Genomic DNA, 19,586 nt, shown 5'->3' on the forward strand with positions numbered 1-19,586 from the left:
GATGTTGGTGAACGTGTGGTGGAGGTAGTTGTGGCTGTACTTCCACTGCTCCGAGGGGCACACGTTGTCCCACTCGTACATCCGGGAGCTCAGGCCCGGGTCGCCCATCCAGTCGTACTGGCCGTGCATGACGTTGTGGCCGATCTCCATGTTCTCCAAGATCTTGGAGACGCTGAGCGCAGCGACCGCGAGCGGCCAGGCCGGCGGGAGGTAGAACAGCGCGCGGCCGAGGACCTCGAGCTGCTGCTGCCGCTTGACGACGGTGCGGATGTAGGCCGCGTCGTCCTCGCCGAGGTCGGCGAGGATCCGCTGGCGCAGCGCGTCCATCTCCTTGCCGAACGCCTCGAGCTGGTCGGGGGTCAGGCGGTTCTCGGTCGTGGCGTGGGCGATCGTGGGGTGGGTGGTCATGGTGGGTCCCTTCTTCACAGGTCGACGACGCAGTCGCCGACGGGGGCGGACACGCAGATCTGGATGTCCTCGTCGGGGAGCGAGGACTCGGTGCCGGAGAGCACGTTGCGGACGGTGCCCTCGGTCTTGCGGGTGGTGCAGGAGAAGCAGATGCCCATCCGGCAGCCGTGCTCGGGCCGCAGGCCCAGCCGCTCGGCCTGCTCGAGGATGGAGGCGCCGGTGTTGGCGACCCGCCGGTCGCTCCCGGCGAAGGTGAGGTCGCCCTCGGCGTTGCCGCTGGCGGTCGCCGGCGGCTTGAAGTGCTCGAGCCGCAGCCGCGGGTTGTCGGCGTACGCGGCGCGCACCAGGTCGATCATCCCTGCCGGGCCGCAGGCCCAGGTGTCGGTGTCGCGGTAGCCGGGGACGAGGCGACGCAGCTCCAGCTCGTGGAAGACCGCGTCTCCGTGGCGCAGGTGGACGGTGACGTCGTTGTCCTCGGCAGCGATCCGGGCCAGCTCCTCGGCGTAGATCTGGTCGGCGGCGGAGCGCGCGTAGTGCACGAACGTGACCGGGCGCCCCGCGCGGCCGTCGTACCCGTCACGCAGGAGGGTGCGCACCATCGACATCGCCGGGGTGATCCCGGAGCCGCCGGTGATGAACAGGAGGGGATCGATCCCGGGCGTGGCCGGGCTGACCGGCAGGGTGAACCTGCCCTGGGCCTGGGAGAGGTGGAGCAGCAGGCCCGGCTCGGCGTGGACGAGGTGGGCGCTGACCCGGCCCTCCGCGTGGGCGCGGACGGTCAGGGTGATCTCCTCCCCCGGGCCGGACGCGGCCGAGGAGATGGAGAAGCAGCGGGTCGCGCGCCGTGCGGAGCCGGGGAGGTCGAGCCCCACCTGGACGTGCTGGCCGGCGCGGTGGCCGCGCCACGTCGAGGTGGGCCGGAGGGTGAGCGTGGCGACCGGGGCTCCGGGGGTGTCGGTCTCGCGGTGCACGGCGACGACCCGGGCGCGCACCTCGTGCGCCGCCCACATCGGGTTCACCCGCGACAGGTAGTGGTCGACCCCGTGCGGCGAGGTGAGCGCGGCCAGGGTGCGGGACCGGGCGATCTTCGAGACGACGGTCATCCCGTCCTCCGTTCTTCAGTGAACGCTTGTGCACTCAACTATGCGGCCTGCCCGGTCGACGGTCAACGAACTCGCACGTGATCCGCCGCACTCCCGTGCACACTCGTCCACCACGTCGACCCGCGGACATGTCCTACGATCGCGCCATGGCCGACACCCAGCCGCCGCAGGGCGACGCCGGCGACGCCGGGTCGCGTGCGGAGCGCAAGGAACGCACGAGGCGGGCGATCCTCGATGCGGCGCTCGCGCTGGCCGCGGACTCGAACCTCGCGGCGATCTCGCTGCGCCAGGTCGCCAAGCAGGTCGGAGTGGTGCCGACCGCGTTCTACCGCCACTTCGGTTCGTTGGAGCTGCTGGGGCTGGCCCTCGTCGACGAGAGCTTCCGGTCGCTGCGGCTCATGCTGCTCGACGTGTGGCGGCACGCGCCGGAGTACCGCGACTTCATCGACGACTCGCTGCCGATCGTGGCCCAGCACGTGCGCGAGAACCGCTCCCACTACGCCTTCATCGCCCGCGAGCGCACCGCCGGCCCGCCGCGCGTGCGCGAGGCGATCAGGCACGAGATCGAGCTCATCACCCGCGAGCTCTCCACCGACATCGCCCGCAGCGGTGCCGCCGAGCAGTACTCCAGCGCCGACATCGGACTGCTCGCCGACCTGATCGTGTCCTTCGTCGTGACCATGGCCGAGCGGCTGGTCGACGATCCGGACTCCGAGGCGCGCACGCTGGCGCAGGCCCGCACGCAGCTGCGGATGCTGCTGGTCGGCGCGCTCAACTGGCGTTCCCGCGAGCCCGGGCCATGATGGGGCCCATGGGCCTCGCCAGCGACCTCGACTACTCCCACGCCTCCGCCAACCCGGCACACCGGTTCGTCCGCTGGGCGGCGGGCACGCGGCCCGGTGGGTGGGTCTTCGGGCACACCCTGCGCCACCTCGACGACGTCGTCGTCCGACTCACCCGGGGACGCCACAGCGCGCCGAGCCTGCTGGCCGGGCTCGCCGTGCTCGACCTGACCACGACCGGTCGCACGTCCGGGCTCCGCCGCACGAGCCACCTCATCGCGACGCCGTACGACGGCACGCTGGCACTGCTCGGCACCAACTTCGGCCAGGCGTCCACCCCCGCCTGGGCGCTCAACCTCGAGGCCGACCCGCGGGCCGAGGTCACCTACCGCGGTGTCACCCGTGAGGTGACCGCGCGGGCGGCGACGCCATCGGAGACCGACGAGGTCTTCGCGCTCGCGAGCGGGTTCTACCCCGGCTACCTCAGCTACCGGCAGCGCGTCGGCGGCAGCCGGCGGATCCGGGTCTTCGTGCTCGAGGCGGCCGAGCGCTGACTCAGGTCCCGGGGCGCGGGGCGACCGGGCGGACCGTCACGTCGGGGATCGTCGCATCCGCGGGGAGGTCGATGACGTGCAGGATCGTGTCGACGACCGTGTCCGCGCTGATCCACCGCGACGAGTCGTAGGTCCGGCCCTCCTGCTCGTGGACCTTCTCCTGCATCGGTGTGGCGGTGCGGCTCGGGTAGACCGTGCTGACGCGCACGCCGGACTCGACCTCCTCGGCCCGCAACGAGTCGGCGAGGGCGCGCAGGCCGAACTTCGAGGCGGCGTACGCCGACCACTCCGCGCTCGCGGTCAGCCCGGCGGAGGAGTTGACGAAGACCACCGTGCCCCGGCTGCCGCGCAGGTGCGGCAGGAGCTCGCGGGTCAGCACGGCGGGCGCCGTGAGGTTGACCGCGATCTGCTCCTCCCAGTCGGCGAGCCGCAACCGGCTGACCGGGCCGAGGTCGACCACCCCGGCCACGTGCAGCAGCGTGTCGACACCGCCGTCGACCTGGCGGCCGAGCCCGTTGAGGGTGCCGGGGTCGGCGAGGTCGGCCACGATCACCTGGGCGCGCTCGAAGGTGTCCTCGAGCTCGGCCGCGCGGGCGTCGCTGCGGGCGATCAGCACGAGCTCGTCCCCGCGGGCCGCGAGCCGGTGGGCCAGGGCCAACCCGATGCCCGAGCCTGCGCCGGTGAGGACGTGCTTCACCGCGTGAACACGATCTTGCCGAACACGTCGCCCTCGGCCATCGCCGCGAAGCCGTCGCGCGCGTCCTCCATCGGGATGGCGCGGTCGATCAGGGGGCGCGCGCCGGTGGCGTCGAGGAACGTCACCAGGGCGTCGAGCTCGGCGCGGGTGCCCATGGTGGAGCCGATGACCGAGAGCTGGAGGAAGAAGATGCGGGTGAGCTGGGCGTCGTCGACGTTCGGGCCCGACGTCGTGCCGCTGATGACGATGCGACCACCGGGGCGCAGGGCGCGGATCGAGTGGCTCCACGTGGCGCGACCGACGGTCTCCATGACGGCATCGACCTTGACCGGCAGGCGCGCCCCGGACTCGAAGACCTCGTGCGCGCCGATCTCCAGTGCGCGCGAGCGCTTGGTCTCGTCGCGACTGGTGGCGAGCACGCGCAGGCCCGCGGCGCGGCCCAGGGTGATCAGCGCGGTGGCGACGCCACCGCCGGCGCCCTGCACCAGCACGGTCTCGCCGGGCTTGAGGTCGCCCTGGACGAAGAGCATCCGGTAGGCCGTGAGCCAGGCGGTCGGGAGGCAGGCGGCCTCCTCGAAGGAGAGCGACGCCGGCTTGGGCACCAGGTTGCGGCGCGGGACGATGACCTGCTCGGCGAAGGTGCCCTGGTGACGCTCGGAGAGCAGCGACCTGCCGGGGTCGTGGGCCTCGTCGCCGGTCCACGACGGGTCACCGATGACGCCGTGCACGACGACCTCGTTGCCGTCCTCGTCGAGGCCCGCGGCGTCACAGCCGAGGATCATCGGCAACGCCTCCTCGCGCAGACCCACCCCGCGCAGCGACCAGAGGTCGTGGTGGTTGAGGCTGGCGGCCTTGACGGTCACCGTCGCCCAGCCGTCCGGGGCCTCGGGCGCGGGGCGTTCCCCCACCACCAGGCCGCTCAGCGGGTCGTCGGAGGAGAAGGACTCGGCGTAGACGGCGAACATGGCTCCGACCCTAGCGAGTGGATCTGCTTATCCGGTTGCACGTCCCCCGCCCAGGCGTTTGGCTGACCGCGTGAGCATCGACGTACGGCCATCCCAGGACTCCGCGAAGTACCTGGCCACCGACCATCTCGTCTGGTTCGGCGAGGTGTCGGGCTCCGATGCCGAGCACCTCCGGCTCGGGCTGCCGGAGGACCAGCGGTTCGTGGTGGACCTCCCGGACGGCCCGGACGACCTGCACAGCGGCCTCTACGGCGTACGCCCCATGGACCTCTCGCTGCCCGGCGGAGCCATGGTGCCGATCGCCGGCCTGACCTGGGTCGGCGTGCACCCCGACGCCCGCCGCCGCGGCGTGCTGGCCGCGATGATGACCGACCACCTCACCCGCTGCCACGACGCCGGCCTGGCCATCTCCGCGCTGCACGCCAGCGAGGCCGCGATCTACGGCCGGTTCGGCTACGGCCTCGCGGTGATCACCCACCAGGTCGACCTCGGCCGCGGCACCACCTTCACCGCGCCCCACCTCGAGGACGAGGTCGCCCGGGTCACGACGCACCTCGTGGACATGGCGGCGCCCGGGGTGAGCGAGCGGATGCGCGCCTGCCAGCTGGCCGTGGCCGGCGACTTCCCGGGCACGATCGTGGGGTCCGCCGACTTCTTCTCGCTCATCGCCTTCGAGCCGCCCGAGTCACTGCGCGACAAGGAGCCACGTCGCGTCCTGTTCGCCCGCCGCGACGGCGCCGACATCGGTCACGTCGGGCTGCGCCGCGAGCACAAGTGGGCCAACGCCCGTCCCTCCGGCACGGTCGTGGTCGGCGCCTTCTGCGGCGGTCCGGCGGCGCGGCTCGCCCTCGCCCGGCGCGTGGTCGACCTCGACCTGATGGGCACCACCAGGCTGGAGAACGTCGGCGTCGACGACCCGCTGCTCGGCTGGGTCGGGGGGCCTCGCGGCACGGGCGACCTCAAGACCTGGGACAGCACGTGGATCCGGCTCGTCGACCTCGCTGCGGCCTGGTCGCTGCGCTCCTACGAGTCCGACTGCGACGTCGTGGTCGAGGTCGAGGACCGCTACGCGCCGTGGAACGCCGGCCGCTGGCGGCTCACCGCGTCGGCCGGCGCGGGGACAGCGCGTCGTACGGACGAGGAGGCCGACGTCTCCCTCGACGTCGCCGTGCTCGGCGCCGGCTTGCTCGGGCACGGCATCGGCGGACGGCTGCGCGCCGGCCTGGTGCAGGAGCACCGCGCGGGTGCGTACGCCGAGCTGGCGCGGGCGATGCGTACGCTGGTCGCGCCGGAGCCGTCGATCGGCTTCTGAGGACGGTGGTGCATGAGGGTCCTCTTCTCGTCCACGTTCGGCTACGGCCACGTCCTCCCGATGCTGCCGCTGGCCCAGGCGTTCCTCAGCAGTGGCCATGACGTGCTGTGGGCAACGAGCGCGCAGGCGATCCCGCACGTCGCGGCCGCCGGCATCGCCACGGCGCCGGCGGGCCTGACTGCTTCACCAGTCTCTCCATCGACATCTGTCCGACGTCGGTGCCGTCCGTCCCCCTGGGTCACATCCCACGCACACAGCCCCTACGGCCGGCGTCGAGCCGGGCGGAACGGGCCCCGGGCGACGGCCCCCCGCTGGTCTACCTGACCCTCGGCACCGTCCAGAACCGCGCGCCGGTCCTTCCGGTCGTGGCCTCCGCCCTCGCGTCGATGCCGATCCGGGTGCTCGTGGCCATCGGGCCCGACGGAGATCCTGGGCAGCTGGCCGGGCTGTCCGACAACGTCCGGGTCGAGACGTGGGTCGACCAGGCCGAGGTCATCGAGCAATGGGCGGTCGTGGTCTCGCACGCGGGATCGGACACCTTCCTGGGCGCCCTCGCGGCCGGGCGGCCACAGCTGTGCCTGCCCATGGCTGCCGACCAGTTCCGCAACGCCGAGGGCGGCCGACGCGCTGGAGCCGTGCTCGTGCTGGAGCCCGACGAGGTGCGTCCGGAGTCGATCACCCGGGCCGTCACCCGGTTGCTCACCGAGCAGTCGTTCACGGTGCACGCGTGCCTACTGGGCGTACGCGGTCTGTCGAGTGCGCATCACAGGGTCACCGCTCAATTCGCCCGACGACGAGACGGTCGTGGAGGTGGTGACCCTCCCACCTGCCGCAGCGGCCGAGTACCTCCACGGGCATGACCCGATCCATGCCGACGTCGTACGTCATGCCGATGCCCAGGGTCTGCTCCGCCTTCCCGACTGAGGGGCGTCTCTCCACAGACCCGCCTGCCCCTTGTTGTTCGAACACATGTTCGATAGAATGAGGCATGACCCCGACTCCACTCCTCCAGCGGCCCCCGGTGGCCGATGAAGCGAGTGCGGACCAGCTGCTGGACCTGGCCACGCAGGCGCTGACGGCGCGGCGTCTGGCCGAGGTCACCGAGATCCGCCTCGCGATCCAGTGGGCAGTGGTGCACGGCCACCCGCAGGACTCCCGCGATCCGATGGCGACCCCGGGTGGCGACGGCACCCCGACGGTGCGCGAGCACGCGATTCCCGAGCTCGCGATGGCGCGCGAGACCCACCCGGCCACCACCCGCGCGCTCATCGCCGACGGCCTGGACCTCACGCATCGCCTGCCGCTGACATGGGCCGTCGTGAGCGCCGGCGAGTGTGAGCCCTGGGTCGCCCGCAAGGTCGCCGTCCTGTCCCGCTCCCTGCTCAGCGAGCAGGCCGGACGAGTCGACCGTGCCGTCGCGAAGGCGATCTCGGGCCACGCCCCGTCCACCGTCCTCGAGATTGCCCGCGCCAAGGTCATCGAGGCCGACCCCGACACCCACCGCGCCGAGCGCGAACGCAGGCGCCACGAGCGCTACGTACGCCTCTCCCGCACCGACGAGCACGGCTACCGCCACATCCTCGCCCGCGTCACGGCCGGTGACGCCGCCTGGATCGATGCGATGGTCGACCGCGTCGCCGACATCCTCGCCACCACCCACGGTGCCGACCACAACCACGACGAGCTCCGCTCGCTGGCCCTCGGCTGGATGGCACGCCCTGCCGAGCTCATCAAGCTGCTCCTCGACCACACCGACCTGGGCCCCGAGCCCGACGACCGGCCCAGGTGGGTGCCCGAGCACACCGCCGCGACCCTCGAGAAGTTCTGCTCACTGCCCGCCCGCCGCCTGGAGCGGCTCCGCAACCGCGGCCGGCTCTTCGTCCACATCACCGACGAGGCACTCCGCGACGGCATCGGCGTCGCCCGGGTCGAGGGCGTCGGGCCCATCGACGTCGCCCAGCTGCACGAGGTCCTCGGCAACGCCGACGTCACCGTCACCCCCGTCCTCGACCTGAGGATGCGCCGCCGCGTCGACGCCTACGAGCACCCCGAGATCGTCAAGGACCACGTCTGGGCCCAGACCGGCGGCGACTGCTCACCCTTCTCGCCCCGCACGGCCACCCGCGACAGCGTCGACTACGACCACTCGACGCCGTACGACGACACCGGGCCGCCGGGCCAGACCGGGCCCCACAACTCCGGACCACTCCGCAGGTCCAACCACCGCTGGAAGACCCATGGCGGCTATCGGTGCCGCGTCGCCGGTCCCGGCCGTCACCTCTGGACCACGCCCCACGGGCTGACCCTGCTCGTCGACCACACCGGCACCCGACGACTCACCCGACACCAGGCCGAGGTCATGGACGACGCCCCCGACGGGGTGGAGATCTACTGGACCACGGCCGACCTGGACCGTTCGTTGCGACTCGGTTGACGATCGCTCGCACCGGATCTGCCGATGAGCGGATGAGTCGAAGCCTTTGGCGCGGTCGGCGAGCGCTCCTACTGGGTGTGTCCCATTCCTTCCAACCGGTGAAACTCGCGCCCCGCACAACATCCGCACGACCGATGAGCGGGCACACGCCGTAGTGCGCGCCCGCCTCGGGCTGATGCTCACTGTCGATAGGTGACGCTCTGGGCGATACGAATGACCTGGTCACGCGTGAAGCCTGCAGGAGCCTGCATCGAGAGCGTTTGCCCTGGGGAGGTCTGTGCTTCGAGGATCCACGTCTGATCTCCGGCCGCGGACGGCTGGCGACAACCTGCGCAGGCGCATCGTTGATCGTCAGGGTCGCCACGTCCTGGGCGCCGTACTCGGAAAGATTCGCGCGGAGGTTCGGGGCCGCTGACCGGACGCTCACCAAGTTCGACGACTGCAATGTCGAGGCGACGGAAGCCGAGATCCCCACCATCGACGCCGATGTGCCCCCTCCTGCAGCTCGAGCACGACAACCTTGCACGCGCTCGACCTGCCCCCGTCGGGTACGCGCCCGTGTCCCGTTGAGTAGGCGCATGGGAGAGGCGTCACTCGGCGGGCGCGGGCCGGACCGTGTTGAACAGGAGGGAGTACTCCTCGAGCCCTCGTACGGCGAGGTCAGCGGCCGCCGCGGTGTCGGCCCTGATGGCGGCCGCCACGCTCCGGCTCTCGACCAGCGCGGCCGCGTCGCTCCATATCGTCTCGCTGACGGTGCGGCCCGTGCGCTGCTGCGCCACGAAGAGCGCGCCGCAGAAGCCCGCGGTCTCGGTGAGCCACGGGACGGCGGTGTCCTCGTAGGCGGCGACCACCGTGTCGAGCTGGGACGGGTCCGCGTCAGCGCGCGTCACACGGACCCCGCCCCCCGACACCCAGGGGGCCACCCTCACCACGCTCGCAACCCGGTAGGTCTCCGCGGAGACCGTGCCGCTGGCGCGGTCAGCAGCGGTCGCCCGGGTCGAACGCACGTGCCTGTCGCTCTCCCGCATCGCGTCGGCTGACACCCAGAAGCTGTGCACCACCGCGACTCCGAGCGTGCTGTTGACCTTCAGCGACATGCCGAGATTGCCGGGCTCGTCCTCGACGAGCTTGCGTGCGTCGGTCTCGACGAAATGGATCGCCTCCTCGAGCCGTGCCGGGTCGGCCGTGATCAGGGTGGCTCGCAAGTGCATCTTGACTCCCGTGGACGGTCCCGAGCGCTGGCTGGGTGGAGACTCCAGCGTGCCGGTCGGGCGGCTCCCCGTCATCCCGCGTACGAGGGATCGCCGGAGCCACGCGGGCCGTGTCCGGCGGCGGACGCCCCAGCGCGCTTCACTGCCCGGTGAGCGCATCGCCGTACCCTGCAGGGTCCTGAGCTGAGGAGACCCGCGCACATTCCACAGAACTGGTCTTTCACCCCGCACCGAACGCGCACTACACCTGGCTCTAGGCGCTTGGCCGCACCAGGGGATGAGGCTATGGAAACGTCCGCTGATGCCGCGTTGGGTGCGCCAACCGCCCAGATCCGCGCCCGGATCGCAGGCGGCGTTCGGAGCAGGCAGCCGTGAATGCCCTACCGGACCTGTGACCTGGCGCTTGTCGAGGCGTCCATCGACCGCTCAGGTTCGTCCCAGGCCGGCGCGGTGGCGCATGAGGTCGACGTCCTTGGAGCGACGGGCTCTGCGTGCTCGCTTGCGCGCCGGGCCCGCTGCTCATCGGCTTCCTCGGTGAGCACGGCACCGTCCTGCGCGGGCTGATGTGCGGGGCCGTGCTGCTGCGCTTCGCTGGAGTGATCGCCGCGGCGCTGCGACCGCCCGCGGGCTCGGTGGAGCTGGCCAGGAAGGACCCATCAGGACCCGGCGCGGCCTCATCCCTGGGCGTGTACGGGGAGCTCAGTCCGATCACTCATGGGCGGGCCGGTATCCGGTCGGCTCACCAAGGTCCGGGACCCGACCGAGGTCGGGCGCGGCTGTGACGTCCGCGCCCGACCCGATGCCCTCGGTGTCCGGCGTGAGCGCTGCGACGACGTCCTCCTCGTCCTCGTGGCAGCGTCGAACAGCGGCGTCCAGCAGCCGGACCTGGCGGTCCAGCGGTCCCTGCCGGTCGGGCGGTGCGACGGACTTGAGGTCGGCCAGGGCCGCGCACATCTTCCGGGTCACCTGCGGCTCCGATGCCCCGGCCATGCGGATCTCGTCGAAGGCCAGCCGGACGTAGCCGTCCCAGCTGACGGTCCGCTCGACCAGGCGCACCACGCCGTCCTCGTCGCGGTGCTCACCGCATGGCAGGGGGCGCGCGGCGACCTGACGCAGCAGGTCGTGCAGCCGGTGCAGCGCCTGGACCGCCGTCGTGGGGTCGTTGAACGGCTGTGCGATCGACCGCACGGCGATGTCGACCAGCTTGCGGAAGCCATAGGCCAGGTCCTCGGTGTGCACCCGCTCCGAGCCGAGCAAGAGGTGGCGGGTGACGTCACTGGCCCGCAGCGGACCGGCAGGATCCCCGGCCGCGCTCGCCGTCGACCGGGTGCCCGGATGCACCCGGAACAGAGGTGCGCCGCCGACCACGAAGTCCCCGACGACGGGGACCAGCTCCAGCACGCAGTCCGACTGTCGGGCCGCGGCGACGAGGGCCGGGCGGTCGACGCGGACCACGTTGCCGGGCTCCGCGGCGACGATCGCGTCCGGGCCGCCGGTGAGGACGGGCGTCTCTCCGTGCTCACGGACGATGAACTCGCGACTGCGGTCGCCGACGAGGTCGATCAGCCCGGCGGCGCGGAGGCCCTGGCCGGCGTGGTGCACGAACAGGACGAGCACGACGAGGCTGGCGAGCATCAGGACGTAGGACAGGAGCATCGAGAGTCCGGGCACAGTGCCGGTGGTGGAGCCGCGGATCTCGCGGAGGGTCAGCACCACGACCAGGAAGCTCGCGCCGAACAACCCGATCGCCAGCTGGCTCCACCGGTCGGCGAGCAGCGCCCCGACGATGCGGGGCGAGAACTGGCCCATCGCCAGCTGGACCGCGACCAGGGTGACCGTCAGGACGAGCGTCGTCAGCGACACAAGCGTGGTGGCGAACGAGGACAGGATCGTCTGGGCGTCGGAGGGCGTCCCGGTCAGGCTCTGCGGGACGAGCCCGTAATCCGTCGCCCGGTCCACGGCGAGCGTCGCGACGGCGAGCAGGGCACCCGCGATCAGGCAGCCGATCGGCAGCGGCCACATGCTCGAGCGGACGAAGCGCTGGAGCCGCAGTATGCTGACGCGCTGAGGGCCTGCGGCTCTGCCGCCTCTGGCCGACTCGGACCGGTTCATGGTCTCCCCCCGTGTGCACGGATGCGGACGCGCGACCCGGCGACCTCGCGGAGCGCCCGGCCCTCTGATGGAACCAGTGCGGACGGGACGGCGCTATTGGTAGAACGCCCTATTCGACTCCAGCAGGGCGACGGGGACAGGGGGCACGTAGAGGCCCCTCGCGCTCGGCCCGCACCGCGGCGAGCGAAGCAGGAGGTCGCGGTACAGCGGGGCCGCGTCTCCATAGGCGACGAGTCGGACAGCGTGCGACCTTGCTTCCATAAGAGCGCGGGCTGCTTCGCCGGAGCACCCACGCTGAGCCCGATCTCCTCGTCGACCTCGAAGGCCACGCACCACGTCCGATCCTCTGGCCGGACGAGGTGTGGCTCTTGGGGTGAGGTGGCGTAGCCCCACGCCCGGTCAGGAGCGTCTCCCGTGCGGGTTCGGGTCTATGGCGATGCGCACGTACTCGTCGAAGCCCGGTGGGCCGTACCGCACGACGTCCCACCAGTCAGCGTTCGACTGCGGCAGCCAGTCGGCCGCTTCAGTGCTTGCCGCTGGCTCCATGTCGATCATGTCCACAGTCTGGCGCCAGACCGCACAAGGTCAATGCACTCATCTGCCGCGACGAGTGCGCCGATCTGCCTGTGGGCTCAGGCCGTCAACGCAACACCTCAGGCAAGAAGGGTGGACCAGTAGTCCCAGAACCGTTCGGCGATGAGGGCGGCGAGGATCACGAACGTGCTGGCGATGAGGACGGGCTGGTAGTACCCCAGTGACTTGGCTATTCGTGTGTGGCGAAACCCTTCGCTGAAGGTGCCGCGTGCGGCGTTGGTGGCGGTGACGGTCCAGAAGGTGGGGATGACGACGGCCCATACGACCATGCAGTAGGGGCAGAGTGCGTTGATGCGGTACAGGCTTTGGAAGATGAGCCAGACCACGAATACGGCACCGAGGGTGACTCCGGCTTGGAGGCCGAGCCAGTACCAGCGGCGGTAGCGGGCTCCGGCGAGGAGTCCGGCGCCGGTGGCGGCGAGGACGGGGAAGGCTGCGAGTCCGAGGAGGGGGTTGGGGAACCCGAACACCTCGGCCTGGTCGGTGCGCATGATGGATCCGCAGTTGAGAACGGGGTTGAGGCTGCAGCTGGGCACGTAGGCGGCGTCGGAGAGCAGGGCGATCTTCTCGGCGGTGAGCACTCCGGCAGCGATCGCGCCGAGGATGCCGCCAATCAGGAGCAGCCACGCCAGCGCGCGTGTCGGGGTCTCGGGCGCCTCCGGGTGGCGGGCGCCGTCCGTCGTCGGGTGGGTGGCTTCGACTACGGTCACTGTGCCGGGCTCAGTTGTCGAGGGCGTCATCGAGGGCGTCGGTGAGATCGTCGTAGGTGCGGGGTTCGAGGCGGTCGTCGTTGACGAAGAACGTGGGGGTGCCTTGGACGCCGAGGGCGATGCCGTCGTCTTGGTCCTTCTTGATCCGTGCGGCGGTGACCGGGTCGGCGTAGACGGCGTCGTAGGCGTCCATGTCCAGGCCGAGGTCCTCGGCGTAGGAGCGGAACAGGTCATCGAGCGGCATCTGCTGCTCACCCCACTGCTCCTGGGTTTCGTACATGCGGTGGTACATGTCCTCGAACTTGCCCTGCTGAGCGGCGGCCTCGACCGCACGGGCGGCGCGTTCGGCGTTGAAGTGGCCCGGCATCGGGAAGTAGCGGGCGACGAACGTGACCTGTCCGGCGTAGTCCTCGCGCAACTGCTCGATCGCCGGGTATGCGGCGCGGCATGCCTCGCACTCGAAGTCGAGGAACTCCACGAACGTCACCTCGCTGTCGCCCTCCTCGCCGAGGACGTGGCTGTCCTCGCGCACGAGTTGCGACTCGCCCTGTGCGGTCGGTGGAGGTGGCTCCTCTTCGCCGACGGCGGACATGGTGAGCAGCCCGACGATGACGAGGACGAAGGCTCCAATGATCCCAATTGCGTACTTCACCGGCCGGGTCATGCTCGAACTCCGAACTGGGTCACGGGGAGAGTCGGGGGGTGGGTCACGTAGGCGTCCTTCACGTTGTCGGGTGCTGGCCGGTGGGCGCGGTCGCGGCAGCGGTGGTGGTATCGGCTGGGCTGGCCTCTACCTTGCCGAGTCCGGGCAAGAACCGACCGATGTTGGCCTCGTAGCGGGCGTACGCGTGGCCGTGCAGGGCCCTCAGGTAGGGCTCCTCGACGACGCGGACTTGCAACTCCAGTGCGAGCAGCAGTGCTACGACCCCGACGAGGGCGACCACGTTCGGGACCATGAGGGTCAGTCCCAGCCCGGTCAGACCCATGGCGGTGAAGATCGGGTTCCGCACGAGAGTGAACAGGCCGTCGGTCACCAGGTTGGTCTGCTCGGTGTCGTCCACCCCGATGCGCCACTCGCTGCCCATCCGCAACTGGGCGGCCAACGTCAAGGCGATCCCCGCTGCAGCGAGCAGGAGGCCGACGACGTTGACGGCCCGGTGGTCGATCCAGTCGATGCTGGGCAGCCCCAGCAGTCCCGCGAAGGGGGCCGCGACTCCGACCACGAGGGCGACGACGAACAGGACACCGGCCCACCACTCGGCAGTCCCGAATCGTCCGGACAGTCCCCGGTAGCCAGAGTCGCCCGTGCGGCGGACCTGGATGATGGTGCGGACGACGAACGCAACGAGCAGGTAGACGACGTAGGCGCCGATGGCGAGCCAGGTCATGAGTCGGCCCCGTCGCGCCGTGCGATGGTGAAGGTCTCCGGTGAGGCGTTGGTGGCGGACGGGGTGCAGCAGCCGTCGGTGCAACCGGTCGGGTCGTCGGTGCACCCGCAACCGTCGCCCCGCCCGGTGGTCGCGGTGGTTCCGGCGGCGCTTGCGGCGTTGGGAAGGCAGGCGACCGGGCCGCACGCGCACCCCTCGCCGCGCCACGCCTCCATGCCCTCACGCACGGCCACAGCCGCGATGATCAACCCCGCGATGGGGTCGGCCCACGACCAGCCCAGCGTCGCGTTCAACAACAGTCCCGCCAGGAGGACGCCGGACAGGTAGGTGCACAGCAGTGTTTGGGTGGAGTCGGCCACGACCGCGTTGGAACCGAGGGCTCGGCCGGTGCGGCGCTGCGCCCAGGACAGGAACGGCATGATCACCAACGATGCGGCGGCCAAGGCGATACCGACGGTCGAGGGGTCCGGGTCGTGGCCGCTCGCCAAGGCCCGAACAGACTCGAAGGTGACGTAGGCGGCGAGCGCGAAGAACGAGACGGCCATCAGCCGCAGTGCAGTGCGCTCCCGGGACTCCGGTAGCGGGTGCCGGAACTGCCACAAGATGATCAGGCCGCTGGAGACCTCCACGATCGAGTCCAGGCCGAACCCGACCAGAGCGACCGATCCGGCGACGAGCCCGGCCGTGATGGCAATGACGGCCTCGATGCCGTTGTAGGCCACCGACACCCCGGCCAGCAGCTGCGCCCGGCGACCCAGACGAGTGCGGTCCTCGGAGGAGAGGTCTGCTCCGTGGGAGTGCGCGGTGGTTGTGTCGTGGGTGCTCACCGGGCGTCCCGGGCGTCTTGGGCGGTGGGGAGGGTGGCGGTGCCGTAGTTCGGGCACAGCGCCACGGCGTCGCCGGTGGCGGCGAGGAGTCGTTCGGCGGCGGCCCACAGGTCCATGAGGGCCTCGGCGTGGTTGAGGGTGTACACGGTGGCGCGACCCTCCGGGCGAGCCGTGACGAGGCCGCAGCCGCGCAGGCACGCGAGGTGCTTGGAGACCGTGGACTGTGCCAGGCCGAGGTGCGCGGTCAGGTCCACGACCCGGTGCTCGCCCAACGCAAGGTGGCGCAGGATCGCGATACGGGACGGGTCGCTGAACCCGTGGAAGAGGCACGCCGCCGCAGCGAGCCCACTGGCCTCCACCTCGACCCTTCTCAATTGAGCGCCATTTGCCTTTGTCATCGCCATATGACGATGTTTTCGCATCGGGTCTGGTTTCGTCAAGCCGGAGCAGCAGACCGGTGACCGGCACCTCGGATCGGCGATACCGACGCTCTGTGCGCCGACGCGCAGATCGTGCCGGGGTCGCCCTATCGAGCGCCGTGCATACCGCCAGCCATCCCACCGGGGCCGCCGCCGCACATGCCGTGCTGCCAGCCGCCGCCGAACCACGCCCGCAGCCACCGCTGCATCTGGAAGATCTCCGCACGCTTCTCGTCGCGAATGCTCCTCGCCAAGGACCTCGACCTGTTCATGGTCGGCCACACCGCGCATGAGCAACTGGCTTCCGGCCCGACCGCTACGCATCACCGGCGCACTCAACTGCCTCGTCGGTGTCGCCGTCACCAACGCACCCCGAGCCGCCGTCTGAAGAACGTCCGCACATGACCGCCTGAGCCCGCACCGATGACCGGTCGTCGTGCCTCTACTTGCTGCTCAGCTTCTCAATAAGCGTGAACAACCCGACCAGCAGTAAGACGGACACCGTGAGGACGATCAGGTACGCAGCCAGACCCGCCTCGAAGCGAGTCGACCCGCCATCGTTGTCGTAGTAGTTGCGTGAGGCTTCCAGTGCGTCCGGGTCGCCTGCTTCTAGTTTCACGTTGTACTCGTCGGCCAACCTTCGCAAGGCGACTCCACGCGCAACTTCGCGTTTCCTACGCCTGAGCCGCCGACCCCGCATGACCGCCATCGTAGAGCGCAGCCCCACTACGTGTAGTCGCGCCGGTTGCGGCGGTCGTAGTCCGCGGCCCAGGTGAACACGACGTACAGGACGACAAGAGAGATCAGGATGAAGGCACCCTGGAGGGCGATCTCAACCGTCTGCGACTCCGTCGCCCGAAGCAAGGCAACGCGCGCTGCGGTAAGGGCTGCGACCGCTGACAGAACGGTTACGGCGAACCGCCGTCTGCTCCACGTGACCCAGGGGCGCTTCATCGTGCGACCGTACCGGACGGCGGCAGCGCCCAGATGCCAACTTCAGAGGACTTGTCGGCCACAAACGGGGCGGACAGCGGTCCGTTAAGCGCAGGGGGGCGATCCTCGGCGCAACCGGATCTGCCGCGATGCCCGCGGATCTGGCGACGAGCAATGAGCGGTGCCGAGACCTGCGCGCGGCCGGATCAGCGGCGCGCGACCCCGTCGCGCCGCGCGGCTGCCGCCACGGCCTCACGCACCGCGCCCGGGACCCGCGGGTCGAACGGTGAGGGGATGATCAGGTCCTCGCTCAGCGCGTCACCGACGAGCTCGGCCAGCGCTGTCGCGGCGGCCACCTTCATGCCCTCCGTGATCGCGGTCGCGTGCACGTCGAAGGCGCCGCGGAAGATGCCCGGGAAGGCCAGCACGTTGTTGATCTGGTTGGGGAAGTCCGAGCGTCCGGTGGCCACCACGCGGGCGTACTTGTGCGCGAGGTCGGGGTGCACCTCGGGGGTCGGGTTGGCCAGGCCGAAGATGATGGCGTCGGGTGCCATCGACGCGACGATCTCCTCGGCCACCTGACCGCCGGAGACGCCGATGTAGACGTCGGCGCCGGCCATCACGTCGGCCAGCGTGCCGCGCCGGCCGAACACGTCGGCGGTGTCGCGGGCCAGGCCGGCCTTGACGGCGGTGAGGTCGTGGCGCTCGGAGTTGAGCACGCCCTGCCGGTCGAGCACGGCGATGTCGCGCACACCCGCCTCCAGCAGGATGCGGGCCACGGCGACGCCGGCCGCACCGGCTCCCTGGATCACGACCCGGGCCGTGGCGGGATCGCGACCGGTGAGCCGCAGCGCGTTGGTCAGGGCGGCGAGGGCGACGACGGCGGTGCCGTGCTGGTCGTCGTGGAAGACCGGGATGTCGAGGCGCTCCTTGAGGCGCGCCTCGATCTCGAAGCAGCGCGGGGCGGAGATGTCCTCGAGGTTGATGCCGCCGAAGCTGGGCGCCAGCCGGACCACAGTCTCGATGATCTCCTCGACGTCGGTGGTGTCGAGGCAGATCGGCACGGCGTCGACGCCGCCGAACTGCTTGAAGAGGACGGCCTTGCCCTCCATGACCGGCATCGCGGCGGCCGGGCCGATGTCGCCCAGGCCGAGCACCGCGGTGCCGTCGCTGACGATGGCGACGACGTTGGGCACCCACGTGTAGTGCTGGGTCATCGACGGGTCGGCGGCGATCGCCTCGCACACCCGCGCCACACCCGGGGTGTAGGCGAGCGAGAGCTCGTCGGGACCGGTGAGGGCGACCGTCGAGACGGTCTCCATCTTGCCGCCGACGTGCAGGTCGAACACGGGATCGCCCGCGTGCGGGTGAAGCGGATCCTGGCCCTGTTCCATGGCCGCGATACTTGCACAGCTCACCGCGGCGAGAGCGCTCGTCCCACGCGTGGGGAAGGCCACACCCGCAGCCGTACGACGGCGAGCACCCGGTCCTCGGCGACCGGCCCGCGGTGCCGCGAGTCAACGCCCTCGTCGGGGTTGTCGCTGACCAGCCACCACCCCGCCCCGCCCGACGCCGTACGACGCCTCTCCTGCGCACGCTTGACCGTCAGCGTGCCGTCGGCGAACCGGGCGACCACCAGGTCTCCGGGTCGGACGCGGGCGCCGTAGCGGACCAGCAGGAGGTCGCCCTCACGCAGCGTCGGGAGCATCGAGCGACCGCGTACGACCGCGGTCCCGAAGGGCGCCGCGGGACCCCCACCCCTCGGGGCGAGACCCCTCTGCCGACCCCTCTGCACGCGGAGTAGTCTCGCAGCAGACTGCAGATTCCCGATCGAGAGGAACCAGATGCTTCGCCACCTGCTTGCCCCCACCGTCGAGGTCTCCGCCCACTGCGACCTGCCCTGCGGCGTCTACGACCCCGCCCAGGCACGCATCGAGGCCGAGTCCATCAAGGCGATCATCGCCAAGGTCGCCGACAACGACGACCCCGACTTCCGCACGCGCGCGATCCTGATCAAGGAGCAGCGCTCGGAGCTCGTCAAGCACCACCTGTGGGTGCTGTGGACCGACTACTTCAAGCCGCCGCACTTCGAGAAGTACCCGCAGCTCCACACGCTGGTCAACGAGGCCACCAAGCTCGCCGGTGCCAGCGGCACCAAGGGTGAGCTCGACGCCGCGAAGGCCGACGAGCTGCTCGCCAAGATCGACGAGATCGCCGAGATCTTCTGGGAGACGAAGAAGGCCTGAGCACGCGGCTCCGCCGCGGGCCCAGGGCTTCTTCTGAGCGGCTTGCCGCTCCGTTCCTGAGCACACGGCTCCGCCGCTTCGGACCATCGGGCCCGGTCGTCACCTCGGTGGCGGCCGGGCCCGACCACTCTCGCGGCACGGCAGGACGAGCGGCCGTGATCGAGCAGACCTGTCCCTGGTTCCGCTGACGCGGCCGCGCCGATTGCTGCCTCCTGCGGCGTCCGGCGCAGCTAGGGTGGGTCGAGCACATCAGCCTCGAGGACGGGACGCAGACGCAGATGGCAGATCACACGGGAGGCGCACGCGCCGACGTCGAGCTCCGACTTCCCGCCGAGGGTGCCTACGCGTCGGTGGTCCGCACCACGGCTGCCGGACTGGCCGCCCGCCTGGACTTCACGATCGACGAGATCGAGGACCTGCGCATCGCGATCGGTGAGGCGACCGCCCTCGCCATCCCGGCCGCGGACCCGGAGACCGACCTGGTGGCGTGCTTCTACTTCGGTCAGGGATCCCTGACCGTGGCGCTCGAGACCGAGGCGATGGACGAGCCGCCCCTCGACACCGAGAGCTTCGCCTGGCAGGTGCTGGACACGATGGCGCAGGACGCGTCGGCGGGCTCCGGGGACGGACGGTTCCGCGTCCGGTTCACGGTCACGTCGGAGGTCCATGCGGGAACGACGGGTGCCGAGCGCTGACATGAGCGCACACACGGGGGATGAGACTGAGTCGGTCGGGCTCAGCGGCATCGATCAGGTGCGCGCACGCAGCGCCGAGCTGTTCACGGTCCTGCGCGACGACGACCGGAGCGACGCCGCGCGGTCGACGGCACGCGACGACCTGGTGCACCTGCACCTGTCGCTGGTCGAGCACTGCGCTCGCCGCTTCCGCAAC

General features: G+C 70.8%; 22 protein-coding genes and 2 pseudogenes. 8 read left to right on the top strand and 16 right to left on the bottom strand.

Annotated features, from left to right (window positions below):
* A pseudogene (locus JWN97_RS05670) lies at positions 1–408 on the bottom strand (acyl-CoA desaturase); the annotation flags it as partial.
* 14 nt (positions 409–422) lie between these two features.
* Positions 423–1,511 (bottom strand): ferredoxin reductase, encoded by a 1,089-nt coding sequence (locus JWN97_RS05675; protein WP_297619644.1) that lies wholly within the window; start codon positions 1,509–1,511, stop codon positions 423–425.
* A 146-nt stretch (positions 1,512–1,657) separates the two neighbouring features.
* Between JWN97_RS05675 and JWN97_RS05680 the strand changes: the two genes are divergently transcribed.
* The gene (locus JWN97_RS05680) at positions 1,658–2,314 is read left to right on the top strand and encodes a TetR family transcriptional regulator (protein ID WP_297619647.1); all 657 of its coding nucleotides are present in this window, start codon (positions 1,658–1,660) and stop codon (positions 2,312–2,314) included.
* Between the two features lie 8 nt (positions 2,315–2,322).
* The gene (locus JWN97_RS05685) at positions 2,323–2,847 is read left to right on the top strand and encodes a nitroreductase family deazaflavin-dependent oxidoreductase (protein WP_297619650.1); all 525 of its coding nucleotides are present in this window, start codon (positions 2,323–2,325) and stop codon (positions 2,845–2,847) included.
* Position 2,848: 1 nt separating this feature from the next.
* On the opposite strand, the gene JWN97_RS05690 is transcribed toward JWN97_RS05685, so the two are convergent.
* Both JWN97_RS05690 and JWN97_RS05695 read right to left on the bottom strand, forming a co-directional pair.
* Entirely contained in the window at positions 2,849–3,544 is a 696-nt protein-coding gene (locus tag JWN97_RS05690) for an SDR family oxidoreductase (RefSeq protein ID WP_297619653.1), read from the bottom strand.
* Positions 3,541–4,509 carry a zinc-binding dehydrogenase gene (locus tag JWN97_RS05695; RefSeq protein WP_297619656.1) on the bottom strand — a complete coding sequence of 323 codons (969 nt, stop codon included), beginning with the start codon at positions 4,507–4,509 and terminating at the stop codon, positions 3,541–3,543. The genes JWN97_RS05690 and JWN97_RS05695 overlap by 4 nt, the downstream gene beginning before the upstream one ends.
* Before the next feature lie 70 nt (positions 4,510–4,579).
* Here JWN97_RS05695 and JWN97_RS05700 point away from each other — a divergent pair, with 70 nt between their 5' ends.
* From JWN97_RS05700 to JWN97_RS05710, 3 genes are all read left to right on the top strand, one after another.
* A complete protein-coding gene (locus JWN97_RS05700; RefSeq protein ID WP_297619659.1) occupies positions 4,580–5,821 on the top strand; it encodes a GNAT family N-acetyltransferase in 1,242 nt (413 codons plus the stop codon).
* Between the two features lie 218 nt (positions 5,822–6,039).
* A complete protein-coding gene (locus JWN97_RS05705) occupies positions 6,040–6,681 on the top strand; it encodes a glycosyltransferase (RefSeq protein ID WP_297619662.1) in 642 nt (213 codons plus the stop codon).
* A 128-nt stretch (positions 6,682–6,809) separates the two neighbouring features.
* Positions 6,810–8,255, top strand: coding sequence for a hypothetical protein (locus tag JWN97_RS05710; protein WP_297619665.1), 1,446 nt, complete (start codon positions 6,810–6,812; stop codon positions 8,253–8,255).
* 590 nt (positions 8,256–8,845) lie between these two features.
* Here the strand turns inward: JWN97_RS05710 and JWN97_RS05715 are convergent.
* The 12 genes from JWN97_RS05715 to JWN97_RS05770 all read right to left on the bottom strand — a co-directional run bounded on the left by JWN97_RS05715 (position 8,846) and on the right by JWN97_RS05770 (position 18,244).
* Positions 8,846–9,466 carry an antibiotic biosynthesis monooxygenase gene (locus tag JWN97_RS05715; protein ID WP_297619668.1) on the bottom strand — a complete coding sequence of 207 codons (621 nt, stop codon included), beginning with the start codon at positions 9,464–9,466 and terminating at the stop codon, positions 8,846–8,848.
* 708 nt (positions 9,467–10,174) lie between these two features.
* Positions 10,175–11,488 (bottom strand): DUF2254 domain-containing protein, encoded by a 1,314-nt coding sequence (locus JWN97_RS05720; protein ID WP_297619671.1) that lies wholly within the window; start codon positions 11,486–11,488, stop codon positions 10,175–10,177.
* Between the two features lie 489 nt (positions 11,489–11,977).
* Complete coding sequence (locus JWN97_RS05725) at positions 11,978–12,133, bottom strand: hypothetical protein (RefSeq protein WP_297619674.1); 156 nt, start codon at positions 12,131–12,133, stop codon at positions 11,978–11,980.
* A 98-nt stretch (positions 12,134–12,231) separates the two neighbouring features.
* Entirely contained in the window at positions 12,232–12,882 is a 651-nt protein-coding gene (locus tag JWN97_RS05730) for a vitamin K epoxide reductase family protein (RefSeq protein ID WP_297619677.1), read from the bottom strand.
* Positions 12,883–12,892: 10 nt separating this feature from the next.
* Positions 12,893–13,546: a thioredoxin domain-containing protein gene (locus tag JWN97_RS05735; protein ID WP_297619680.1), complete on the bottom strand. Its 654-nt coding sequence runs from the start codon at positions 13,544–13,546 to the stop codon at positions 12,893–12,895.
* A 58-nt stretch (positions 13,547–13,604) separates the two neighbouring features.
* Positions 13,605–14,270: a methyltransferase gene (locus JWN97_RS05740; protein WP_297619683.1), complete on the bottom strand. Its 666-nt coding sequence runs from the start codon at positions 14,268–14,270 to the stop codon at positions 13,605–13,607.
* Entirely contained in the window at positions 14,267–15,097 is an 831-nt protein-coding gene (locus JWN97_RS05745) for a cation transporter (protein ID WP_297619686.1), read from the bottom strand. Before JWN97_RS05745 ends, JWN97_RS05740 begins: the two co-directional genes overlap by 4 nt.
* Positions 15,094–15,495, bottom strand: coding sequence for a metalloregulator ArsR/SmtB family transcription factor (locus tag JWN97_RS05750; protein WP_297619689.1), 402 nt, complete (start codon positions 15,493–15,495; stop codon positions 15,094–15,096). The genes JWN97_RS05745 and JWN97_RS05750 overlap by 4 nt, the downstream gene beginning before the upstream one ends.
* Before the next feature lie 463 nt (positions 15,496–15,958).
* Positions 15,959–16,153 (bottom strand): hypothetical protein, encoded by a 195-nt coding sequence (locus JWN97_RS05755; RefSeq protein ID WP_297619691.1) that lies wholly within the window; start codon positions 16,151–16,153, stop codon positions 15,959–15,961.
* An 89-nt stretch (positions 16,154–16,242) separates the two neighbouring features.
* Positions 16,243–16,470 (bottom strand): hypothetical protein, encoded by a 228-nt coding sequence (locus JWN97_RS05760; protein WP_297619695.1) that lies wholly within the window; start codon positions 16,468–16,470, stop codon positions 16,243–16,245.
* Positions 16,471–16,655: 185 nt separating this feature from the next.
* A complete protein-coding gene (locus JWN97_RS05765; protein ID WP_297619698.1) occupies positions 16,656–17,843 on the bottom strand; it encodes an NADP-dependent malic enzyme in 1,188 nt (395 codons plus the stop codon).
* A gap of 20 nt (positions 17,844–17,863) precedes the next feature.
* Positions 17,864–18,244, bottom strand: coding sequence for a S24 family peptidase (locus tag JWN97_RS05770; RefSeq protein WP_297619701.1), 381 nt, complete (start codon positions 18,242–18,244; stop codon positions 17,864–17,866).
* 49 nt (positions 18,245–18,293) lie between these two features.
* On the opposite strand from JWN97_RS05770, the gene sodN reads away from it, so the two are divergent.
* The 3 genes and pseudogenes from sodN to JWN97_RS05785 all read left to right on the top strand — a co-directional run.
* Positions 18,294–18,695: a superoxide dismutase, Ni gene (gene sodN / locus JWN97_RS05775; RefSeq protein WP_056601510.1), complete on the top strand. Its 402-nt coding sequence runs from the start codon at positions 18,294–18,296 to the stop codon at positions 18,693–18,695.
* A 278-nt stretch (positions 18,696–18,973) separates the two neighbouring features.
* Positions 18,974–19,390 carry an anti-sigma factor gene (locus tag JWN97_RS05780; RefSeq protein ID WP_297619708.1) on the top strand — a complete coding sequence of 139 codons (417 nt, stop codon included), beginning with the start codon at positions 18,974–18,976 and terminating at the stop codon, positions 19,388–19,390.
* A 1-nt stretch (position 19,391) separates the two neighbouring features.
* Positions 19,392–19,586: pseudogene (locus JWN97_RS05785) on the top strand (RNA polymerase sigma factor SigF); the annotation flags it as partial.

Source organism: Nocardioides sp., from assembly GCF_025965415.1.
Lineage (GTDB): Bacteria > Actinomycetota > Actinomycetes > Propionibacteriales > Nocardioidaceae > Nocardioides.

What these genes read in the sequence shown, in the direction of transcription:
- JWN97_RS05675 (WP_297619644.1), bottom strand. Translation starts at nt 1,511, where the DNA reads ATGACCGTCGTCTCGAAGATCGCCCGGTCCCGCACCCTGGCCGCGCTC.
- JWN97_RS05680 (WP_297619647.1), top strand. Translation starts at nt 1,658, where the DNA reads ATGGCCGACACCCAGCCGCCGCAGGGCGACGCCGGCGACGCCGGGTCG.
- JWN97_RS05685 (WP_297619650.1), top strand. Translation starts at nt 2,323, where the DNA reads ATGGGCCTCGCCAGCGACCTCGACTACTCCCACGCCTCCGCCAACCCG.
- JWN97_RS05695 (WP_297619656.1), bottom strand. Translation starts at nt 4,509, where the DNA reads ATGTTCGCCGTCTACGCCGAGTCCTTCTCCTCCGACGACCCGCTGAGC.
- JWN97_RS05710 (WP_297619665.1), top strand. Translation starts at nt 6,810, where the DNA reads ATGACCCCGACTCCACTCCTCCAGCGGCCCCCGGTGGCCGATGAAGCG.
- JWN97_RS05715 (WP_297619668.1), bottom strand. Translation starts at nt 9,466, where the DNA reads ATGCACTTGCGAGCCACCCTGATCACGGCCGACCCGGCACGGCTCGAG.
- JWN97_RS05720 (WP_297619671.1), bottom strand. Translation starts at nt 11,488, where the DNA reads ATGTGGCCGCTGCCGATCGGCTGCCTGATCGCGGGTGCCCTGCTCGCC.
- JWN97_RS05725 (WP_297619674.1), bottom strand. Translation starts at nt 12,133, where the DNA reads ATGATCGACATGGAGCCAGCGGCAAGCACTGAAGCGGCCGACTGGCTG.
- JWN97_RS05735 (WP_297619680.1), bottom strand. Translation starts at nt 13,546, where the DNA reads ATGACCCGGCCGGTGAAGTACGCAATTGGGATCATTGGAGCCTTCGTC.
- JWN97_RS05740 (WP_297619683.1), bottom strand. Translation starts at nt 14,270, where the DNA reads ATGACCTGGCTCGCCATCGGCGCCTACGTCGTCTACCTGCTCGTTGCG.
- JWN97_RS05750 (WP_297619689.1), bottom strand. Translation starts at nt 15,495, where the DNA reads ATGACAAAGGCAAATGGCGCTCAATTGAGAAGGGTCGAGGTGGAGGCC.
- JWN97_RS05760 (WP_297619695.1), bottom strand. Translation starts at nt 16,470, where the DNA reads ATGAAGCGCCCCTGGGTCACGTGGAGCAGACGGCGGTTCGCCGTAACC.
- JWN97_RS05765 (WP_297619698.1), bottom strand. Translation starts at nt 17,843, where the DNA reads ATGGAACAGGGCCAGGATCCGCTTCACCCGCACGCGGGCGATCCCGTG.
- sodN (WP_056601510.1), top strand. Translation starts at nt 18,294, where the DNA reads ATGCTTCGCCACCTGCTTGCCCCCACCGTCGAGGTCTCCGCCCACTGC.
- JWN97_RS05780 (WP_297619708.1), top strand. Translation starts at nt 18,974, where the DNA reads ATGGCAGATCACACGGGAGGCGCACGCGCCGACGTCGAGCTCCGACTT.